Annotated in this window: 15 protein-coding genes; 6 read left to right on the forward strand and 9 right to left on the reverse strand. The window is 60.3% G+C overall.

The features are described from left to right. Positions 1–5: 5 nt before the first annotated feature. Positions 6–1,055, reverse strand: coding sequence for an FAD:protein FMN transferase (locus PDR5_RS19370; protein WP_172829497.1), 1,050 nt, complete (start codon positions 1,053–1,055; stop codon positions 6–8). Positions 1,056–1,108: 53 nt separating this feature from the next. Here PDR5_RS19370 and PDR5_RS19375 point away from each other — a divergent pair, with 53 nt between their 5' ends. Beyond that, the gene (locus PDR5_RS19375) at positions 1,109–2,401 is read left to right on the forward strand and encodes an MFS transporter (RefSeq protein ID WP_039772790.1); all 1,293 of its coding nucleotides are present in this window, start codon (positions 1,109–1,111) and stop codon (positions 2,399–2,401) included. Positions 2,402–2,466: 65 nt separating this feature from the next. Here PDR5_RS19375 and PDR5_RS19380 read toward each other — a convergent pair whose 3' ends face one another. Next, the gene (locus PDR5_RS19380) at positions 2,467–3,930 is read right to left on the reverse strand and encodes a glyceraldehyde-3-phosphate dehydrogenase (protein WP_039772791.1); all 1,464 of its coding nucleotides are present in this window, start codon (positions 3,928–3,930) and stop codon (positions 2,467–2,469) included. A gap of 354 nt (positions 3,931–4,284) precedes the next feature. On the opposite strand from PDR5_RS19380, the gene mfd reads away from it, so the two are divergent. Genes mfd through PDR5_RS19395 form a run of 3 tightly spaced genes read left to right on the forward strand, consistent with a single transcriptional unit; the run spans position 4,285 to position 11,013 of the window. Beyond that, the gene (gene mfd / locus PDR5_RS19385; RefSeq protein ID WP_064598107.1) at positions 4,285–7,734 is read left to right on the forward strand and encodes a transcription-repair coupling factor; all 3,450 of its coding nucleotides are present in this window, start codon (positions 4,285–4,287) and stop codon (positions 7,732–7,734) included. A 10-nt stretch (positions 7,735–7,744) separates the two neighbouring features. Continuing rightward, positions 7,745–8,311: a CsiV family protein gene (locus PDR5_RS19390; protein WP_064598109.1), complete on the forward strand. Its 567-nt coding sequence runs from the start codon at positions 7,745–7,747 to the stop codon at positions 8,309–8,311. Between the two features lie 11 nt (positions 8,312–8,322). Further along, entirely contained in the window at positions 8,323–11,013 is a 2,691-nt protein-coding gene (locus PDR5_RS19395) for a DEAD/DEAH box helicase (RefSeq protein ID WP_064598111.1), read from the forward strand. A gap of 114 nt (positions 11,014–11,127) precedes the next feature. Here PDR5_RS19395 and PDR5_RS19400 read toward each other — a convergent pair whose 3' ends face one another. The 3 genes from PDR5_RS19400 to psrA all read right to left on the reverse strand — a co-directional run bounded on the left by PDR5_RS19400 (position 11,128) and on the right by psrA (position 13,755). Next, positions 11,128–11,865, reverse strand: coding sequence for an S-methyl-5'-thioinosine phosphorylase (locus PDR5_RS19400; RefSeq protein WP_064598112.1), 738 nt, complete (start codon positions 11,863–11,865; stop codon positions 11,128–11,130). 13 nt (positions 11,866–11,878) lie between these two features. Beyond that, on the reverse strand, positions 11,879–12,877 hold the full coding sequence (gene nagZ / locus PDR5_RS19405; protein ID WP_172829541.1) for a beta-N-acetylhexosaminidase: 999 nt from the start codon (positions 12,875–12,877) through the stop codon (positions 11,879–11,881). 170 nt (positions 12,878–13,047) lie between these two features. After that, complete coding sequence (gene psrA / locus PDR5_RS19410) at positions 13,048–13,755, reverse strand: transcriptional regulator PsrA (RefSeq protein WP_064598116.1); 708 nt, start codon at positions 13,753–13,755, stop codon at positions 13,048–13,050. A 230-nt stretch (positions 13,756–13,985) separates the two neighbouring features. Here psrA and lexA point away from each other — a divergent pair, with 230 nt between their 5' ends. Further along, positions 13,986–14,594, forward strand: coding sequence for a transcriptional repressor LexA (gene lexA, locus PDR5_RS19415; RefSeq protein WP_007953044.1), 609 nt, complete (start codon positions 13,986–13,988; stop codon positions 14,592–14,594). 10 nt (positions 14,595–14,604) lie between these two features. Continuing rightward, positions 14,605–15,078, forward strand: coding sequence for an SOS-induced cell division inhibitor SulA (gene sulA / locus PDR5_RS19420; RefSeq protein WP_007953046.1), 474 nt, complete (start codon positions 14,605–14,607; stop codon positions 15,076–15,078). Positions 15,079–15,164: 86 nt separating this feature from the next. Here sulA and PDR5_RS19425 read toward each other — a convergent pair whose 3' ends face one another. The 4 genes from PDR5_RS19425 to PDR5_RS19440 form a co-directional block, all read right to left on the reverse strand. After that, the gene (locus PDR5_RS19425) at positions 15,165–15,398 is read right to left on the reverse strand and encodes a hypothetical protein (protein ID WP_007953047.1); all 234 of its coding nucleotides are present in this window, start codon (positions 15,396–15,398) and stop codon (positions 15,165–15,167) included. A gap of 105 nt (positions 15,399–15,503) precedes the next feature. Next, a complete protein-coding gene (locus PDR5_RS19430) occupies positions 15,504–16,028 on the reverse strand; it encodes a DUF6586 family protein (RefSeq protein ID WP_064598118.1) in 525 nt (174 codons plus the stop codon). Positions 16,029–16,202: 174 nt separating this feature from the next. Next, positions 16,203–18,833 (reverse strand): type I DNA topoisomerase, encoded by a 2,631-nt coding sequence (gene topA, locus PDR5_RS19435; protein ID WP_064598120.1) that lies wholly within the window; start codon positions 18,831–18,833, stop codon positions 16,203–16,205. A gap of 114 nt (positions 18,834–18,947) precedes the next feature. Continuing rightward, positions 18,948–19,184, reverse strand: coding sequence for a DUF1653 domain-containing protein (locus tag PDR5_RS19440; RefSeq protein WP_007953059.1), 237 nt, complete (start codon positions 19,182–19,184; stop codon positions 18,948–18,950). Positions 19,185–19,201: the final 17 nt, after the last annotated feature.

The following is a 19,201-nucleotide window of genomic DNA, read 5'->3' on the forward strand; positions in this document are numbered from 1 at the left end:
TGTTCTCAGTCAACTTTTGCGCCACTGAGCCGTTCGAACGCGTGACTGGTGCGTGTGACGAAACCTGTATCGGCACGAATCACAAAGAATGCACCAATGTCGTGTTTTTCGGCATAGTCCCAGGCCCTTTCAGGGCCGAGAATCAGCAACAGCGTCGATAGTCCATCGGCCATCAGCGCTGAAGGATGAATCACCGTGACCGACGCCAAGTCATGTAGGACCGGCGCACCGGTCCGGGCATCGAAGGTGTGGGAATAGCGCCGGCCATCCTGTTGAAAATAGTTGCGGTAATCGCCGGACGTGGAGAGACCGTAGCCATCGACTTTGATGACGCGCTCTGCAACCTGCTGATCGTCGCGCGGTTCTTCCAGTGCGATGCGCCATGGCGAACCGTCGGGCTTCTTGCCGGATGCCTTGAGTTCGCCGGTGGCTTCGGCAAGGTAATCATGTATGCCCAGAGCCTGGAGCCGCGCGGCAATGGTGTCGACCGCGTAACCGGCGGCAATGCTGTTGAAATCCACCTCGACCGCCGCGTCCTTGCACAACCGGTCACCGTCGATGCGCAGATGCTGATGACCGACGCGCTGCCGCACTTCGGCCAGCGCCGCCGTATCCGGGACTTTTTCTTCACGCCCCTGCGGGCCGAACCCCCACAGATTCATCAGCGGTTCGACGGTGAGGTCGTAGGAGCCTTCGCTTTGTTGCGACAGCTGCTCGCCCACGCGGACCAATTCAAGGACCGGCGCGGGCATGACCTGACAGCGATCAGCCGGCAATGCATTGAAGCGCGAGATGTCGGAGTCTGCGCGGTAAGTCGACATCTGCCGGTCGACATCCGCGAGGATTTTTTCCACTTCGACACGCACCTCCTGCGGCGCAGGCAGATTGACGTGGCGCACGTACTTGATCGAATAGGTGCTGCCCATCGTCGGGCCGCCGAAAGTCTCCAGGGAATCACCGTTGCCGCAGCCGGACAAAAACCCGGTCAGCAGCACGAGAATCACCCAGCGTCCAGTTAACAATTCTTCATCTCCCCGCAAAACCGCGCCGGCCATTATGGGCTACGAGCGCAACGCTTTCTTACAAGATTTAGAGCGAGTACCTACCCATGTCTTCCACGACCGGCAAAGGCAAGGCGATTTTTCGCGTTGTCAGCGGCAACTTTCTCGAGATGTTCGACTTTATGGTCTACGGCTTCTATGCCACGGCCATTGCCAAGACCTTCTTCCCTACCGACAGCGCCTTCGCGTCCCTCATGCTTTCCTTGGCCACTTTCGGCGCCGGCTTCCTGATGCGTCCGTTGGGGGCGATTTTTCTCGGTGCCTACATCGACCGACACGGCCGGCGCCAAGGCCTGATCATCACGCTGGCCATGATGGCGGCCGGCACCGTGCTGATTGCCTGTGTGCCGGGCTACGCCACCCTTGGGGTTGCCGCGCCGCTGATCGTGCTGTTCGGCCGTTTGCTGCAAGGCTTCTCGGCTGGCGTCGAATTAGGCGGTGTGTCGGTGTACCTGGCGGAAATCGCCACACCGGGCCGCAAGGGCTTTTTCGTCAGTTGGCAGTCCGCCAGCCAGCAAGCGGCGGTGGTATTCGCCGGCCTGCTCGGTGTCGGTCTCAACCATTGGCTGAGCCCGGAACAGATGGGCGACTGGGGCTGGCGCGTGCCATTCCTGATCGGCTGCATGATCGTCCCGGTGATTTTCGTCATCCGCCGCTCGCTGGAGGAAACCCCGGAGTTCCAGGCGCGTAAACATCGCCCCACCCTGCAGGAAATCATCCGTTCGATCGGTCAGAACTTCGGCATCGTCATCGCTGGCATGGCGCTGGTGGTCATGACCACGGTGTCGTTCTACCTGATCACGGCCTACACACCGACGTTCGGCAAGGCGGAACTGCACCTGTCGGACTTCGATGCGTTGCTGGTGACCGTGTGCATCGGTCTGTCGAACTTCTTCTGGTTGCCGGTGATGGGCGCGGTGTCTGACAAGGTCGGGCGTAAACCCCTACTGCTGGCGGCGACGATTCTGGCGATCCTGACCGCTTACCCGGCGCTGTCGTGGCTAGTGGCGAATCCGAGCTTCAGCCATTTGCTGATCGTCGAGCTGTGGCTGTCCTTCCTGTACGGCTCGTACAACGGGGCAATGGTGGTGGCACTCACCGAAATCATGCCGGTAGAAGTTCGTACGACTGGCTTCTCGCTGGCCTACAGCCTGGCGACCGCCACCTTTGGTGGCTTTACCCCGGCGGCCTGCACTTATCTGATTCATGTGCTGGACAACAAGGCGGCGCCGGGGATCTGGCTCAGTGGCGCAGCCGTATTGGGCCTGATCGCCACGCTGGTGCTGTTCCGTGGCAACAGGCACGAACTGCGCACGGCCCAAGCCGCCATCCCCCGCTAAGGCAAATCGCGCGCAAACAAAAACGCCCCGACCAGAGTCGGGGCGTTTTCAATTGCAGCTAAGGCTTAGCGCGGGAACGCTGGCGGGTTTACACCGGCCATGTCTTCCATCACGCGAACCACCTGGCAGCTGTAGCCGAACTCGTTGTCGTACCAGACGTACAGAACAACGCGGTTGTCCTGAACGATGGTCGCTTCAGCGTCGACCACACCGGCGTGACGCGAGCCTACGAAGTCGGTCGAAACCACTTCCTGCGAGTTGACGAAGTCGATTTGCTTGTGCAGATCGGAGTGCAGCGCCATGTAGCGCAGGTACTCGTTCATCTCTTCACGGGAGGCGGCTTTCTCAAGGTTCAGGTTGAGAATGGCCATGGACACGTTCGGCGTCGGAACGCGGATCGCGTTACCGGTCAGCTTGCCGGCCAGCTCAGGCAGGGCCTTGGCTGCAGCGGTGGCGGCACCGGTCTCGGTGATCACCATGTTCAGCGCGGCGCTACGGCCACGGCGATCGCCCTTGTGGAAGTTGTCGATCAGGTTCTGGTCGTTGGTGTACGAGTGAACGGTTTCAACGTGACCGTTGATGATGCCGAACTTGTCATTCACGGCTTTCAGCACCGGCACGATGGCGTTGGTGGTGCAGGAAGCGGCGGACACGATCTTGTCGTCAGCCGTGATTTCGTTGTGGTTGATACCGTGAACGATGTTCTTCAGCTTGCCCTTGCCAGGCGCGGTCAGAACAACGCGGTCGATACCCGGGCACGCCAGGTGCTGGCCCAGGCCATCGGCATCACGCCATACGCCGGTGTTGTCCACCAGCAGCGCATCTTTGATGCCGTACTGGGTGTAGTCCACTTCGGTAGGGTTCTTCGCGTAGATAACCTGGATCAGGTTGCCGTTGGCGGTGATGGTGTTGTTTTCTTCGTCAATGGTGATGGTGCCGTTGAACGAACCGTGTACCGAATCGCGACGCAGCAGGCTGGCGCGTTTGGTCAGGTCGTTTTCGGCGCCCTTGCGCACCACGATGGCACGCAGACGCAGGCCGTCGCCGCCACCGGTTTTCTCGATCAGGATACGCGCCAGCAGACGGCCGATACGACCGAAGCCGTAGAGCACAACGTCGGTGCCTTTGCGGGCCGAAGCGTTTTGCTGGCCAACCACGTCAGCCATTTCTTCACGCACGAACTGCTCGGCGGTGCGGCCGTTGCCTTCGTTACGGAATTTGTACGCCAGCTTGCCCAGATCTACCGAGGCCGCGCCGAGCTTGAGCTCGCTCATGGCCTTGAGCAGTGGGAATGTTTCGTGGACGGAGAGTTCGCTGTCGTCGGCAGAACGGTGGCGAGCAAAGCGGTGAGCTTTGAGAATCGCGATGACAGACTGGTTGATCAGGCTGCGGCCATAGATCGAGCTCACCACGTTGTTGTTGCGGTAGAGCTGACCGATAAGCGGAATCATCGCTTCTGCGAGTGCTTCACGGTCGATCCATTCACCAAGACACTGGTCGGGCTTCTGAGTCACGGTAACCTTCCACATGTAGGGGCAGAAAAAAGGGGCTACATTATGCCGCCGAGAACCTCTTGTAGCAATGCGCGCCTGTCGCGCAATCGGTAACAAAAACCCGTCCAAAAAAATAACGCCCTCCGCCAGCCCAGTAAATACGGGGCTTCCAGCGCAGTCAGTTTTTCGACGACTGTTAGACGATGTCTGTAACCCTCCGTAACACCACCAACTTTTGGCACTACATAACCGTAAAAAAAGCGCTGGTTTTTATGGTTACCACTACATTTTTCCCAAACGGTGCAGATAGACGCATCCTGCAACTGACAGGCGGCACCGGACGCCGCTACAATTACCGACTTTGTCGCAACGCCTGGAGCTCAAACTTCCGTGCCTGTTCTGCGTCTACCGCTTCTCCCTGCTGCGGCAGGTAAACAGCACTGGGGCAACCTCCCCGGTGCCGCCCTGAGCCTGGCGATTGCCGAGGCTGCCAGCGCTGCCAAGCGCTTCACGCTGCTTTTGACCGCCGACAGCCAGAGTGCCGAACGGCTGGAACAGGAGCTGAGTTTCTTCGCCCCGGATTTGCCGGTGCTGCATTTCCCGGACTGGGAAACCCTGCCCTACGATCTGTTTTCGCCGCACCAGGACATCATTTCCCAGCGCATCGCCAGCCTTTATAGGCTGCCGGAGCTGGAACATGGCGTGCTGGTGGTGCCGATCACCACCGCCCTGCATCGTCTGGCGCCGACCAAATTCCTGCTCGGCAGCAGCCTGGTGCTGGATGTCGGGCAGAAACTCGATGTCGAGCAGATGCGCTCGCGGCTCGAAGCCAGCGGCTATCGCTACGTCGACACCGTCTACGAGCACGGTGAGTTCACGGTCCGCGGTGCACTGATCGACCTGTTCCCGATGGGCAGCAAACTGCCCTATCGCATCGACTTGTTCGACGACGAAATCGAAACCCTGCGCACTTTCGACCCGGAAAACCAGCGTTCCATTGAAAAGGTCGATTCGGTCAAGCTGCTGCCGGCCAAGGAATTCCCACTGCAGAAAGAGGCGGTCACCCGCTTCAAGGCGCGCTTTCGCGAGCGCTTCGACGTCGATTTCCGCCGCTGCCCGATCTTCCAGGACCTGAGTAGCGGCATCACGCCGGCCGGTATCGAGTACTACCTGCCGCTGTTCTTCGAAGAAACCTCGACCCTGTTCGATTACCTGCCGCAAGACACGCAAGTGTTCTCGCTGCCGGGCATCGAGCAGGCGGCGGAAAACTTCTGGAACGATGTGCGAAACCGCTATGAAGAGCGTCGCGTCGACCCATCCCGTCCTTTATTGCCGCCAGCCGAACTGTTCCTGCCGGTGGAAGATTGCTTCGCCCGCTTGAAGAACTGGCCGCGCGTAATCGCCAGCCAGCAGGATGTGGAAACCGGCGCAGGCCGCGAGCGCTTCCCGGCGCAGGCATTGCCGAACCTGGCGATCGAGGCCAAGGCCACGCAACCACTGGCCGCGCTTTCCGCCTTCCTCGACGAATTCCCGGGGCGCGTGCTGTTCACCGCCGAATCCGCAGGTCGTCGCGAAGTACTGCTGGAATTGCTCGAGCGCCTGAAGCTGCGCCCGAAAACCGTCGATAGCTGGCCGGACTTTGTCGCGAGCAAGGATCGTCTGGCGATCACCATCGCCCCGCTCGACGAAGGCCTGATGCTGGACGAGCCGGCCCTGGCACTGGTCGCGGAAAGTCCGCTGTTCGGCCAGCGCGTGATGCAGCGTCGCCGTCGCGAAAAGCGCGCCGATGCCAACAACGATGCGGTGATCAAGAACCTCACCGAGCTGCGCGAAGGCGCGCCGGTGGTGCACATCGACCATGGTGTCGGTCGTTATCTCGGCCTGACGATTCTGGAAATCGACAATCAGGCTGCCGAATTCCTGACCCTCGAATACGCCGAGAACGCCAAGCTCTACGTGCCGGTGGCCAACCTGCATTTGATCGCCCGTTACACCGGCAGCGACGACGCACTGGCCCCGCTGCACCGCCTCGGCTCCGAGACCTGGCAGAAAGCCAAGCGCAAGGCCGCTGAACAGGTCCGCGACGTGGCTGCCGAACTGCTCGACATCTACGCCCGTCGCGCCGCCCGCGAAGGTTATGCGTTTGCCGATCCGAAGGCCGATTACGCGACGTTCAGCGCCGGTTTCCCGTTCGAAGAAACCCCGGACCAGCAATCCACCATCGAAGCCGTGCGCGAAGACATGCTCGCGCCGAAGCCGATGGATCGCCTGGTCTGCGGCGATGTGGGTTTCGGCAAGACCGAAGTCGCCATGCGCGCCGCGTTCATCGCCGTGCACGGCGGCAAGCAAGTGGCGATCCTCGTGCCGACCACCCTGCTCGCCCAGCAGCACTACAACAGCTTCCGCGACCGCTTCGCCGACTGGCCGGTGACCGTGGAAGTGATGAGCCGCTTCAAGTCGGCCAAGGAAGTGAACGCTGCAGTCGCTCAGTTGGCCGAAGGCAATATCGATATCGTGATCGGCACTCACAAGCTGCTGCAGGACGACGTCAAGATCAAAAACCTCGGACTGGTGATCATCGACGAAGAGCACCGTTTCGGTGTCCGCCAGAAGGAACAGCTCAAGGCTCTGCGCAGCGAAGTCGACATTCTTACGCTGACCGCCACGCCGATTCCGCGCACGCTGAACATGGCGGTGTCGGGCATGCGCGACCTGTCGATCATCGCCACACCACCGGCGCGACGCCTGTCGGTGCGCACCTTCGTCATGGAGCAGAACAAGAGCACGGTCAAAGAAGCCCTGCTGCGTGAGTTGCTGCGTGGCGGTCAGGTCTATTACCTGCACAACGACGTGAAAACCATCGAGAAATGCGCCGCCGAACTGGCCGAACTGGTGCCGGAAGCGCGAATCGGCATCGGCCACGGGCAGATGCGCGAACGCGAACTCGAACAGGTGATGAGCGACTTCTACCACAAGCGCTTCAACGTGCTGATCGCCTCGACCATCATCGAGACCGGCATCGACGTGCCGAGCGCCAACACCATCATCATCGAGCGTGCCGACAAGTTCGGTCTGGCGCAGTTGCACCAGTTGCGCGGCCGCGTTGGGCGTAGCCACCACCAGGCTTACGCCTACCTGCTGACCCCACCGCGCCAGCAGATCACCGGCGATGCGGAAAAACGCCTGGAGGCGATTGCCAATACTCAGGACCTAGGCGCTGGCTTCGTACTGGCCACCAACGACCTGGAAATCCGTGGTGCCGGCGAGCTGCTGGGCGACGGCCAGAGCGGTCAGATTCAGGCCGTTGGATTCACCCTGTACATGGAAATGCTCGAGCGCGCGGTGAAGTCGATCCGCAAGGGTGAACAGCCCAACCTCGACCAACCGCTCGGCGGTGGCCCGGAAGTCAACCTGCGGGTGCCGGCGCTGATTCCGGAAGATTACCTGCCGGACGTGCACGCCCGCCTGATCCTTTACAAACGCATCGCTTCGGCCACCGACGAGGAAGGTCTGAAGGATCTGCAGGTCGAGATGATCGACCGCTTCGGTCTGCTGCCGGAGCCGACCAAGAATCTGGTGCGCATCACGGCGCTGAAATTGCAGGCCGAGCAGCTGGGCATCAAGAAAGTCGATGGCGGCCCGCAAGGTGGGCGCATCGAGTTCGCGGCGCAGACGCCGGTCGACCCGATGACCCTGATCAAACTGATCCAGAGTCAGCCAAAACGCTACAAATTCGAAGGCGCCACGATGTTCAAGTTCCAGGTGCCGATGGAGCGCCCGGAAGAGCGCTTTAATACTGTGGAGGCGCTGTTCGAGCGCCTCATCCCGAAAACTGCTTGAAGGACGCCGCATGCGCCTGTTTCGCTCATTGACCTTGCTACTGACGCTTGTAGCACCGACGGCGTTTGCCGATGACCTGTATCAGGTCGAAATGATTCTGGTACGCCAGAACGCTGTACCGGCGATTATCAGCCGCGCCGCACCGGAAGACTGGGCGGCAGGCGCCCAGCGGCTGGGCGATGACAGCAAACGCACGCCGGCGCTGAACGACGTTGTGACCAAACTCACCGCCAGCGGCGAGTACAGCGTGCTGATGCATAAGGCCTGGCAGCAGACCCTGGGCGAGACGCCTGCCAAAGTGGCGGTCAGCGAAGGTCAGGAGCAGTTCGGCCAGTTCCCGATCGAAGGCACGATTGAAATGAAGCTCGGGCGCTTCACCGACGTGAACGCCGACTTCTGGGTCAACCAGATCGACGCCAACGGCATGGTCACCGCCAGCGAGCGCCTGAAACAGGACAGCCACACCAAGAACGGCCAACTCAACTACCTCGATAACGGCCACCTGGCCCTGCTGATCAAGATCACTTCACTGACGGCGCCCGCGCCTCGGGAAGCGCCTGAAGTCGTTCCGGACTGATCGAAGTCCTTATGCCCCCGCCACTGAGTAAACCGCTGGCCTCCTCCTGGGTCAGCCGATTCAAGGAACAAAGCCTGGAGCGCGGCCGCCGCTACGCACTGGAAAACCGGGTGCGATTCGTGCAGGTCGGCGACGCGACCATTACCGCCAGTTGCGAAGGCTCTGGCGGTAACGTCTACCGTCAGACGATTCACCTGCGCGAGTCAGCCAAAGGCACGCTGCTGATGGTCGACGCTACCTGCACCTGCCCGGTACACAGCAATTGCAAACATTGCGCGGCGGTGTTGCTGCAAGTGCAGGAAACCCTCGAATACCCCGCCGCTGCCAAAGACGCCGAACTTCTGGAAAAACTCCAGGCTGTGCTGGAAAACCGCAGCCCGAAAGCGCCGCCGCAAGTGCTGGTGGACAACGTGCAACCGGTGCCGCGTTTGTGGCTGGCCAGCGTCGAATTCAGCGCGTTCGAACCGCGCAACGGCAAGATGCAGCGTTACATCCAGCATCGTGCGGCGCTGTCCTTCAGTTACCTCGACGAATACGTCAGCGGCCAGAAGAACAGCGACATTCTGATTCGCCAGGAAGCGCAGACCCTGCGGGTCAAGCGCCATCCGGACGTCGAGCAAAGCTACCGCGAGCAGCTGCGAATTCTCGGTTTCCGCATCGCCACCCGGCAGAGCAAGGCCCTGCCGGAAAGCGCCGGCGAACTCTACGAGATGGTCAACGACAGCGCCTGGCTGACGTTCACCCTCAACGATCTGCCGAAACTGCGCACCCAGGGCTGGGAGTTGCTGGTCGACGATGAGTTCGGCTTCGACCTGACCGCCGTTGACGATTGGTACGCCACCGTCGAGCAGACGCCGGAGCGCGACTGGTTCGATCTGGAGCTGGGGATCATCGTTAACGGTGAGCGCCTGAGCCTGCTGCCGATCCTGCTCAATCTGATGCGCTCGCACACGGAAATCCTCAACCCGGAACGTCTCGCCCGCCGCCGCGACGACGAATTGATTCTGGTGAACATCCCGCAACGCAACAGCGAGCACGGGCCGCTGCAAGTCGCCCTGCCCCTCGGCCGGCTGAAACCGGTGTTGGCGACCTTGGGCGAGTTTTATTTGCAGGAACCGGGCGAAACCACCCTGCGCCTGAGCAAGGCCGACGCCACGCGCCTGAATTCGCTGGAAGGCATTCCCCTGCTCTGGGAGGGTGGCGAGCAGATTCGCAGCTTCGCCCAGCGCTTGCGTGATATCCGCGATTACAGCGCCAAAGCACCGAAGGGACTGAATGCGACGCTTCGTCCTTATCAGCTCGAAGGCTTGAGCTGGATGCAGTCGCTGCGGCAACTTGAGGTCGGCGGGATTCTCGCGGACGACATGGGGCTGGGTAAAACCCTACAGACACTGGCGCATATTCTCAGCGAGAAGAACGCCGGACGCCTGGATCGCCCGAGCATGGTGGTGATGCCTACCAGCCTGATTCCCAACTGGCTGGACGAAGCAGCGCACTTCACGCCGCAGCTCAAGGTGGTCGCCCTGTACGGCGCAAGCCGCAAAAAGCATTTCGAGCATCTGGCCGATTACGACCTGATCCTCACAACCTATGCGCTGCTGCCCAAGGATGTCGAACGTCTGGCCCAGCAGCCGCTGCACGTGCTGGTGCTGGATGAAGCGCAGTACATCAAGAACCCGAACAGCAAAGCCGCCCAGGCTGCCCGTGAACTCAATGCGCGTCAGCGCCTGTGCCTGAGCGGGACGCCACTGGAGAATCACTTGGGCGAACTGTGGTCGCTGTTTCACTTTCTGCTGCCCGGCTGGCTCGGCGACGTCAAAAGCTTCAACGCCGATTACCGCGTGCCGATTGAAAAACGCGCGAGCGAAGTCAGACTTCAGCACCTCAACGGTCGGATCAAACCGTTCCTGCTGCGCCGCACCAAGGAGCAGGTTGCGACCGAGCTGCCGCCGAAAACCGAAATCATTCATTGGGTCGAGCTCAACGAAGCGCAGCGCGACGTGTACGAAACCATGCGCCTGGCCATGGATAAAAAGGTTCGCGACGAAATCACCCGTAAAGGCGTGGCGCGCAGTCAGATCATCATTCTCGAGGCGCTGCTCAAGCTGCGTCAGGTCTGTTGCGATTTGCGCCTGGTCAATGACGCCACCCTGCCCGCTCGCGGCAGCACGTCGGGCAAGCTCGACAGTCTGATGGAAATGCTCCAGGAGTTGTTTGAGGAAGGCCGGCGGATTCTGCTGTTTTCGCAGTTCACTTCGATGCTGTCACTGATCGAGGACGAGCTGAAAAAACGCAATGTCGCCTATGCGCTGTTGACGGGACAGACCCGTGATCGGCGTACACCGGTGAAGGAATTCCAGAGCGGCAAGCGTCAGATCTTTCTCATCAGCCTGAAGGCTGGCGGCGTGGGTCTAAACCTGACAGAAGCGGACACCGTGATTCACTACGATCCGTGGTGGAACCCGGCGACCGAAAATCAGGCAACCGACCGCGCGTATCGCATTGGCCAGGAGAAGCCGGTGTTCGTCTACAAGATGATTGCCCGGGGCACGGTCGAGGAGAAGATTCAACACTTGCAGCGGGAAAAATCCGACCTGGCGGCCGGCGTGCTGGATGGGCGCAAGGCCGGGGACTGGAAATTGCAGAGTGATGATATCGAGGCGCTGTTTGCGCCGCTGCCGGACAAATTCGACAAGCGCTGAAGTCTTTGTCGTCTACCAGATCGATTCGCGGGCAAGCCCGCTCCCACAGAGATAGCGCTTAACCTGTGGGAGCGGGCTTGCCCGCGAATGGCTCGACTCGGTTTCGAGCCAGACTCAGCCCTTCAGCACCCGCGCCAACGTCGACTTCACTTTGCCCATGCCGTCGTGCAACGCCTGCTCGATCTCGGCCATGGTGATCACTTCCGTGGTCTTGCCCGCCGCCGGATTCACCACCAGCGACAGACACGCGTAATCCAGATCCAGCTCGCGAGCCAGCGCCGCTTCCGGCATGCCGGTCATGCCGACGATGTCGCAGCCGTCACGCTCCAGTCGCACGATCTCGGCCACGGTTTCCAGACGCGGGCCCTGGGTGCAGGCATAAACGCCTTGATCGCTGTACTCGCACCCTTCCGCGGCCAATGCAGCAATCAGTCGCTGACGCAGCGGTTCGCTGTAGGGAAAGCTGAAGTCGATGTGTGTGACATGTTCCAGATCATCGGCGAAATAGGTGTGCTCGCGACCGCTGGTGTAGTCCACGATCTGATGCGGCACGCAGAAATGTCCGGTGCCCATTGCAGGATGAATCCCGCCCACGGCGTTGACCGCAATGATTGCTTCAGCCCCTGCCTGCTTCAATGCCCAAAGGTTGGCGCGGTAGTTGACCTTGTGCGGCGGGAAGCGATGCGGGTGGCCGTGACGAGCGAGGAACAGCACTTCCTTACCGGCGTACTCGCCAATCTGGACCTCGGCCGATGGCGCGCCATAAGGCGTATCCACCGCCAGCGACTGACGAATGCTCAGGCCTTCCAGCTGGGTCAGGCCGGTGCCGCCAATGATTGCGTAAACCGTCATAGCGAAAAAATCCTTAATCGATCAGTTGAGCGTCTTTGAGCGCGCCGACAGCGGTCAGCCAGCGCGGATCCTGACGGTATTCGGTATTGGCGAATGCCTGACCGCGCATGCGTGCGATGCGCGGCGACGGCTTGACCTTCATGCGCTGCGCGGCGCTCAGGGCCAGCTCGGCGGCTGCGCGGTCGTTGCAGACCAGACCCATGTCGCAACCGGCACTCAGTGCCGCTTCGATACGGCTGGCGGCGTCGCCGACCACGTGGGCGCCGGCCATCGACAGGTCATCGCTGAAGATCACGCCGTCGAACTGCAACTCTCCACGCAGGATGTCCTGCAGCCAGCGCCGGGAGAAACCGGCAGGTTGTGTGTCGACTTGCGGATAAATCACGTGAGCCGGCATGACCGCGGCCAGTTGCTTGCTGAGTCTGGCGAACGGCACCAGGTCGTTGGCGCGGATCTCTTCGAGGCTGCGCTCGTCGTTGGGGATCGCGACGTGGGAGTCGGCTTCCGCCCAGCCATGGCCGGGGAAATGCTTGCCGGTGGCGGCCATGCCCGCGCTGTTCATGCCTTTGATGAAAGCGCCTGCGAGCAGTGCGGCGCGCTCCGGGTCACCTTCAAACGAGCGGGTGCCGACCACGGCGCTGCGCTGGTAATCCAGATCCAGCACCGGCGCGAAGCTCAGGTCGAGTCCGACTGCCAGTACTTCAGTGGCCATGATCCAGCCACATTGTTCGGCCAGGTACTCGGCGTTCGGGTTGTCAGCAATGGCACGCATGGCTGGCAAACGGACGAAGCCCTGACGCAGACGCTGGACGCGACCGCCTTCCTGATCCACCGCCAGCAGCAAGTCCGGACGAATGGCACGGATCGCCGCGCTCAGCTCGCGTACCTGACGCGGATGCTCGATGTTGCGGGCAAAAATGATCAGGCCGCCCACTTCGGGCTGGCGCAACAATTGGCGATCTTCGGCCGTCAGCCAGGTACCGGCGACGTCCACCATCAACGAGCCTTGCAGGCCAGCAGTCATAGAGATTCCTTGAAAACGAAAAACCCGTCGCCCACGAAATCACCACCAGGGACATTGCCCGGCGGGTCGGTGATTTCAATGAGAAACGGGTTCAGAACGAGAGTCGACATGGGCGGCTAGCTTAGCGGATGTCAGCTGCCGCGCCCACCCATGAACGGTCAAACCTTGGCAGATACCGGCGCGGATTTGCTGCGTGGACGCAACTGCGCTGTGGCCATGGCCGTGTCCGTGACGCCGGTTTCGGCACGCATGCCGGCCGCCAGGAACGGCACCATCAGACGCATCACCTGCTCGATGGAGGTGTTGACGCCGAAATCGGTCTCGGCAATCGCACGCAAGGCCTTGATCCCGGACATGCTGAACGCCGCAGCGCCGAGCATGAAGTGCACGCGCCAGAACAGTTCGATTGGAGGAATACGCGGCGCAGCTTCATTTACCAGCAACATGTAGCGGCGGAATACCTTGCCGTACATGTCTTCCAGATAACGGCGCAAGTGGCCCTGGCTCTGACTGAAGGCCAAACCGAGCAAACGCATGAAGATCGACAGATCGTTGCCGCTGCGTGGCTGTACCACCAGCGCCTGCTCGACGAGGATTTCCAGCAGCTCTTCGAGCGAAGGCTTGTTCTCTGGTTTGGCTTGGCGGCGCTCCAACTCTTTGTCGAGGCTGGTGCAGAACGGACCGAGAAAGCGCGAGAAAACCGCCTGGATCAGCGCCTTCTTCGAGCCGAAGTGATAGTTCACCGCAGCGAGATTGACCCCTGCCTTGCTGGTGATCAGACGCAATGAGGTTTCAGCAAAACCTTTTTCCGCGAACAGCTGTTCTGCAGCATCAAGAATGCGTTCAACGGTTTCCGACTGGGCCATGGCTACTCCGCCTGACAAACACTTGTTTGAAACATACGTTTCAGTCTGTGCCTTGTCAAGCCTGCCGGTTCGTTTTGGGAATGGTCAGTCAGATATTTAACCACAACAAGGACGCCACATTAATCAGGGTCGTCACTGACCGTCCGGCGGCATGGCAAAAAACGATCATTGCCAAGACCGCTCCACTGTATATAATCCCAGTCACTGTATAAAAAGACAGAGCGATCAATATGCTTAAGCTGACGCCACGCCAAGCCGAGATTCTGGCCTTTATCAAACGCTGCCTCGAAGACAACGGCTACCCGCCGACCCGTGCGGAAATCGCTCAGGAACTGGGTTTCAAATCGCCCAACGCGGCCGAAGAGCACCTCAAGGCGCTCGCCCGCAAAGGCGCTATCGAGATGACACCTGGCGCCTCTCGCGGCATTCGAATCCCTGGCTTCGAAGCCAAGGTCGACGAGTCCACCCTGCCGATCATCGGTCGAGTGGCTGCCGGTGCGCCGATCCTCGCCCAGCAACACATCGAAGAGTCCTGCAACATCAACCCGGCCTTCTTTCATCCGCGCGCCGACTATCTGTTGCGCGTCCACGGCATGAGCATGAAGGACATCGGTATTTTCGACGGCGACTTGCTGGCGGTTCACACCACCCGCGAGGCACGCAACGGTCAGATCGTGGTTGCCCGTATCGGCGACGAAGTCACCGTCAAACGCTTCAAGCGTGACGGCAGCAAAGTCTGGCTGATTGCCGAAAACCCCGAGTTCGCCCCTATCGAAGTCAACCTGAAAGACCAGGAACTGGTTATCGAAGGCTTGAGTGTCGGCGTCATCCGCCGCTAAAGGAGGCTTTATGCAGTTCCCACACGCACCTCAGCAAACACAACTGCCGTTGTTCGAAGCGTTTCTGGCGCAACCGATCGCCCCCATCCTCAAGGATGTCGTCGAGCGTCCGTGGAATACCGAACCTGAAGCGTTCAGCGAGCTGTCACTGCGCGGTGCGGCCGGGAACTGCCTGAACCTGCTGGCGCCGATTCTTCGCGAACTGAGCGAGGATCAGGACGCACGCTGGCTGACCCTGATTGCACCGCCTGCCAGCCTGACCCAGACCTGGCTGCGGGACGCTGGATTGAATCGCGAACGCATCCTGCTGTTACAGCCGCGCGGTGCCCAAAGCGCTCAGCAACTGGCCTGCGAAGCATTACGCCTGGGCCGCAGCCACACAGTCGTCACGTGGCTGAATCCACTGAGCGCAGGATCACGGCAACAGCTGATCAGCGCCGCCCGCACCGGGGACGCTCAAAGCCTGAACATTCGTTTGGGGTGATTCAGCAACAATGTGCGCCACGTTAAGCGCAGGGCTTCTCCAGGGATAGAGAAGCCGGTCTGGAGCAGTAGCTGACAGACAGCGAATCAATGAAGAACCCGCGGCCCCTCATCTTTATCGAATTCGCCTTCAACCATACGCCCCGCCATTTGCACGCCAACGCTCAACATCGCTTTGGCAATTTCAACGTGCTGGCCCTGCAAAAACGCCTTGGCATCCTCGGAGAAATCCAGAGTCACCAGAGAACCCTCGTCCTCGGCCCTGCGCAGTTCGATTCGGCCGTCTGGTAGCTCGACAATTTCTAGAAAGGACGTTGGCATATAGGTCTGATCTCCACGAAAGGCAGGGATTATATAGACATCATTCAGGCTTCGCTCGGGATCTTGACCAGCAGCACGCCTCTCGTCGCCGCCAACCCACGCCCCTCAGCACTCGCTCAAGCCTTCACGGAAACGGAGCGCCAGCCCCTTGAGGTTCTGCCGCCAGCTCTCGAGCTCTTCACGGCTCAACTCTTCAACCACCTCTTCTTCATCCAGATTCACTGCCTGAATCAATGGCTGCGTCACATCGCCCTTCGGCTTGTGTGGCACGCGTGGCGGCTGAAACAACGCCGAATGCGCGGCCAGTAACTTAGACAGCCAGGTCTCCGGATTGCCCGCCAGCTCAATCATCTCTGCCAACTCTGGAATGGCGATCGACTCCAGCACTTCGCGGGTCAGCAGGGCTTCCGCTCGCGCCGCATTGGCTTGCGGCAGACGGTAGAAACCGGCAATTTCATGACACAAACCCAACAACGCACCATAGAGATGAAACAATGCGGATTCGCGCCCGGCCTGAATCAGCGCCAGCGAGTTCATCGCCCGCCCCTCTTCCGCCCTGGCCAGCGCTTCCAGCGACAAACCCGCGAAATAGATCTTCTGATTGGTACGGGTATAGAGTTCGTTGGCCATGTCGGCACTCTCCACAACGAAATAATTGCTTCACACAGGCCGGACAGTGTCGTGGATCAGCCGATCCGACCGCAAGCATTAAACAAAAAGGCCGCATGAAAACCCGAAGGTTGTCATGCGGCCTTTTGTCGTATTGGGCCGATAACATCAGCCCATCGCAAGGTCGGAGTCAGCTCACGCCTTGGCTTTCGCCGGACGCTTGTCCTCGACCGTCCACTTGCCACCGTCAAAGAACGCTTTCCAGCCAGTCGGCTTGCCGTCAACTTCGGTCTGAACATACTGTTCTTTGGTCTTGCGGCTGTAGCGGATCACGGCTGGCAGACCATCCGGATCCTTCTGCGGCGCTTCGCACAGGAAGTGGTACTTCGGATCGATCTCGTCCTTGTGCGGCAGAATCTCGATCACCAGCGGAGCACGGGTCTCGCGGTTTTTCGGGAACTGACTGGCCGCCAGGAACAGGCCGGACGCTCCGTCACGCAGGATGTAGGTGTCGTTGACCTTCTCGCATTTCAGCTCAGGCATCTTCACCGGATCCATCTTCGGCGGCGCCGCATCACCGCTTTTCAGCAGCTTGCGGGTGTTCTTGCACGTCGGGTTGGTGCAACCGAAGAACTTGCCGAAACGGCCGGTCTTGAGCTGCATCTCGCTGCCGCACTTATCGCATTCCAGGCTCGGCCCTTCGTAGCCCTTGATGCGGTAGCTGCCCTCTTCGATCTCGTAGCCGGCGCAATCCGGGTTGTTACCGCAGATGTGCAGCTTGCGCTTCTCGTCGAGCAGGTAAGCGTCCATAGCCGTGCTGCAGATCGGGCAGCGGTGCTTGCCGCGCAATACCAGGGATTCCGACTCACCTTCGTCATCAGCCGCGATTTCATCGCCCGGCACCAGGTTGACGGTCGCCTTGCAGCGCTCTTTCGGCGGCAGGCTGTAACCCGAGCAGCCGAGGAACACTCCGGTCGATGCAGTACGGATCTGCATTGGACGGCCGCAGGTGGTGCACGGAATATCGGTCATCACCGGCTGATTGGCACGCATGCCGGCTTCCGGATTCTCTGCTACTTCAAGTTTTTTCTTGAAGTCGCCGTAGAATTCATCCAGCACGTTTTTCCAGTCGCGCTCGCCCTGAGCCACGTCATCGAGATTCTCTTCCATACCGGCGGTGAAACCGTAGTCCATAAGATTGGAGAAGCTCTCCGACAGACGCTCGGTAACGATGTCGCCCATCTTTTCCGAATAGAAACGACGGTTGTGCAGGGTCACGTAGCCGCGATCCTGAATAGTCGAGATGATCGCCGCATAGGTCGAAGGACGGCCGATGCCGCGTTTTTCCATTTCCTTCACCAGGCTGGCTTCCGAATACCGGGCCGGCGGCTTGGTGAAGTGCTGGGACGGATCGAGCTTGATCAGCTTCATCACGTCGCCCTGCGCCATGTCGGGCAGAACGTCGTCATCGCCAGGTTTGGTGATTTGCGGCAGCACACGGGTGTAACCGTCGAACTTCAGGATGCGGCCCTTGGCGCGCAGCTCGAAATCGCCGGCAGCGACGCTGACAGTGGTCGACAGGTATTGCGCCGGCAACATCTGGCAAGCCAGGAACTGGCGCCAGATCAGCTCGTAGAGGCGCTCAGCGTCGCGCTCCATGCCAGCCAGCTTGCTTGGTGTGGTGTTGGCGTCGGAAGGGCGAATCGCTTCGTGAGCCTCTTGTGCGCCTTCTTTGCTGCTGTAGACGTTCGGCGACTCCGGCAGATACTTCTTGCCGAACTCGGTCTCGATGTAATCGCGCGCCATCGTCACGGCATCAGCCGAGAGGTTGGTCGAGTCGGTACGCATATAAGTGATGTAGCCGGCTTCGTAGAGACGCTGGGCCATCATCATGGTTTTCTTCACACCGAAGCCCAAGCGGTTGCTCGCGGCCTGTTGCAGTGTGGAGGTGATGAACGGTGCCGATGGCTTGCTGCTGGTCGGTTTGTCTTCACGCTTGACGATGCTGTAGCTGGAGGACTTGAGCTTCTCCAGCGCGGCCGTCGCCTGCGCTTCGTTCAATGGCTTGAAGGCTTCGCCTTTCTCTCGAGCCACTTCGAAACGCACGGTCGAGCCTTTGGCGGTGCCGAGATCGGCATGCACTTCCCAGTACTCTTCCGGGTTGAACGCGCGGATTTCACGCTCACGCTCGACCACCAGTTTCACGGCAACCGATTGCACGCGACCGGCGGACAGGCCACGGGCGATCTTGGCCCACAGCAGCGGCGAGACCATGTAGCCGACGACGCGGTCGAGGAAACGACGGGCTTGCTGCGCGTTCACTCGATCGATGTCGAGTTCGCCCGGCTCCGAGAAGGCTTCCTGAATCGCCTTCTTGGTGATTTCGTTGAACACCACGCGCTTGTAGCGGCTGTCGTCACCACCGATGGCTTCGCGCAGGTGCCAGGCAATGGCTTCCCCCTCGCGGTCCAAGTCGGTTGCGAGATAGATGGTGTCAGCATCCTTGGCGAGCCGGCGCAGCTCTTCGATGACCTTTTCCTTGCCCGGGAGGATCTCGTACTTGGCTTTCCAGCCGTGTTCGGGATCGACCCCCATACGCGAGACCAGCTGCTTGCGCGCCTTCTCTTTCGGCGACAGCGCTGGCGCTTCGCCCGCAGCAGCCTTGCCGCGCTTGGCGGCTGGCTCCTTGCTGGCGCTAGCCGAACCGCTGGTGGGCAGGTCTCGGATATGGCCGATACTCGACTTCACCACGTATTGGTTGCCCAGATACTTGTTGATGGTCTTGGCCTTAGCCGGGGATTCCACAATGACCAGCGATTTGCCCATGGATCAGAAAATTCCTGAATTCTAGAAGTGAAAGGCGGTTGGCGCCTGACGCGGCACCGCTATATATAGTGGCTGCAAGGTGAGGTCAAGCGCAGGGTTTTGCGCGCACTCGCCTTACGGCTTCGAAAAAAGGCTCGGTTCGGCTTGCACCAAAGCAAAGCGTGGGACCTGCTCGCCGTCAACCTCGACGGACTCCAGGAACATGCTCAAGGGACGTACCCAAAAGCCGTAATCGCCATACAGGGCTTGGTAAAAGACGACTTCTTCTTCGGTCTCGGAATGCCGCGCGACACTGAATACGCGGTACTGCGGACCTTTGTAATGTTGGTAGAGCCCAGGTTGTATCGGCATGCTTTGGCCCTCACTCA

Origin of the sequence: Pseudomonas sp. DR 5-09 (assembly GCF_001655595.1) — a bacterium.
In the GTDB taxonomy this organism is placed as follows: domain Bacteria; phylum Pseudomonadota; class Gammaproteobacteria; order Pseudomonadales; family Pseudomonadaceae; genus Aquipseudomonas; species Aquipseudomonas pharyngis.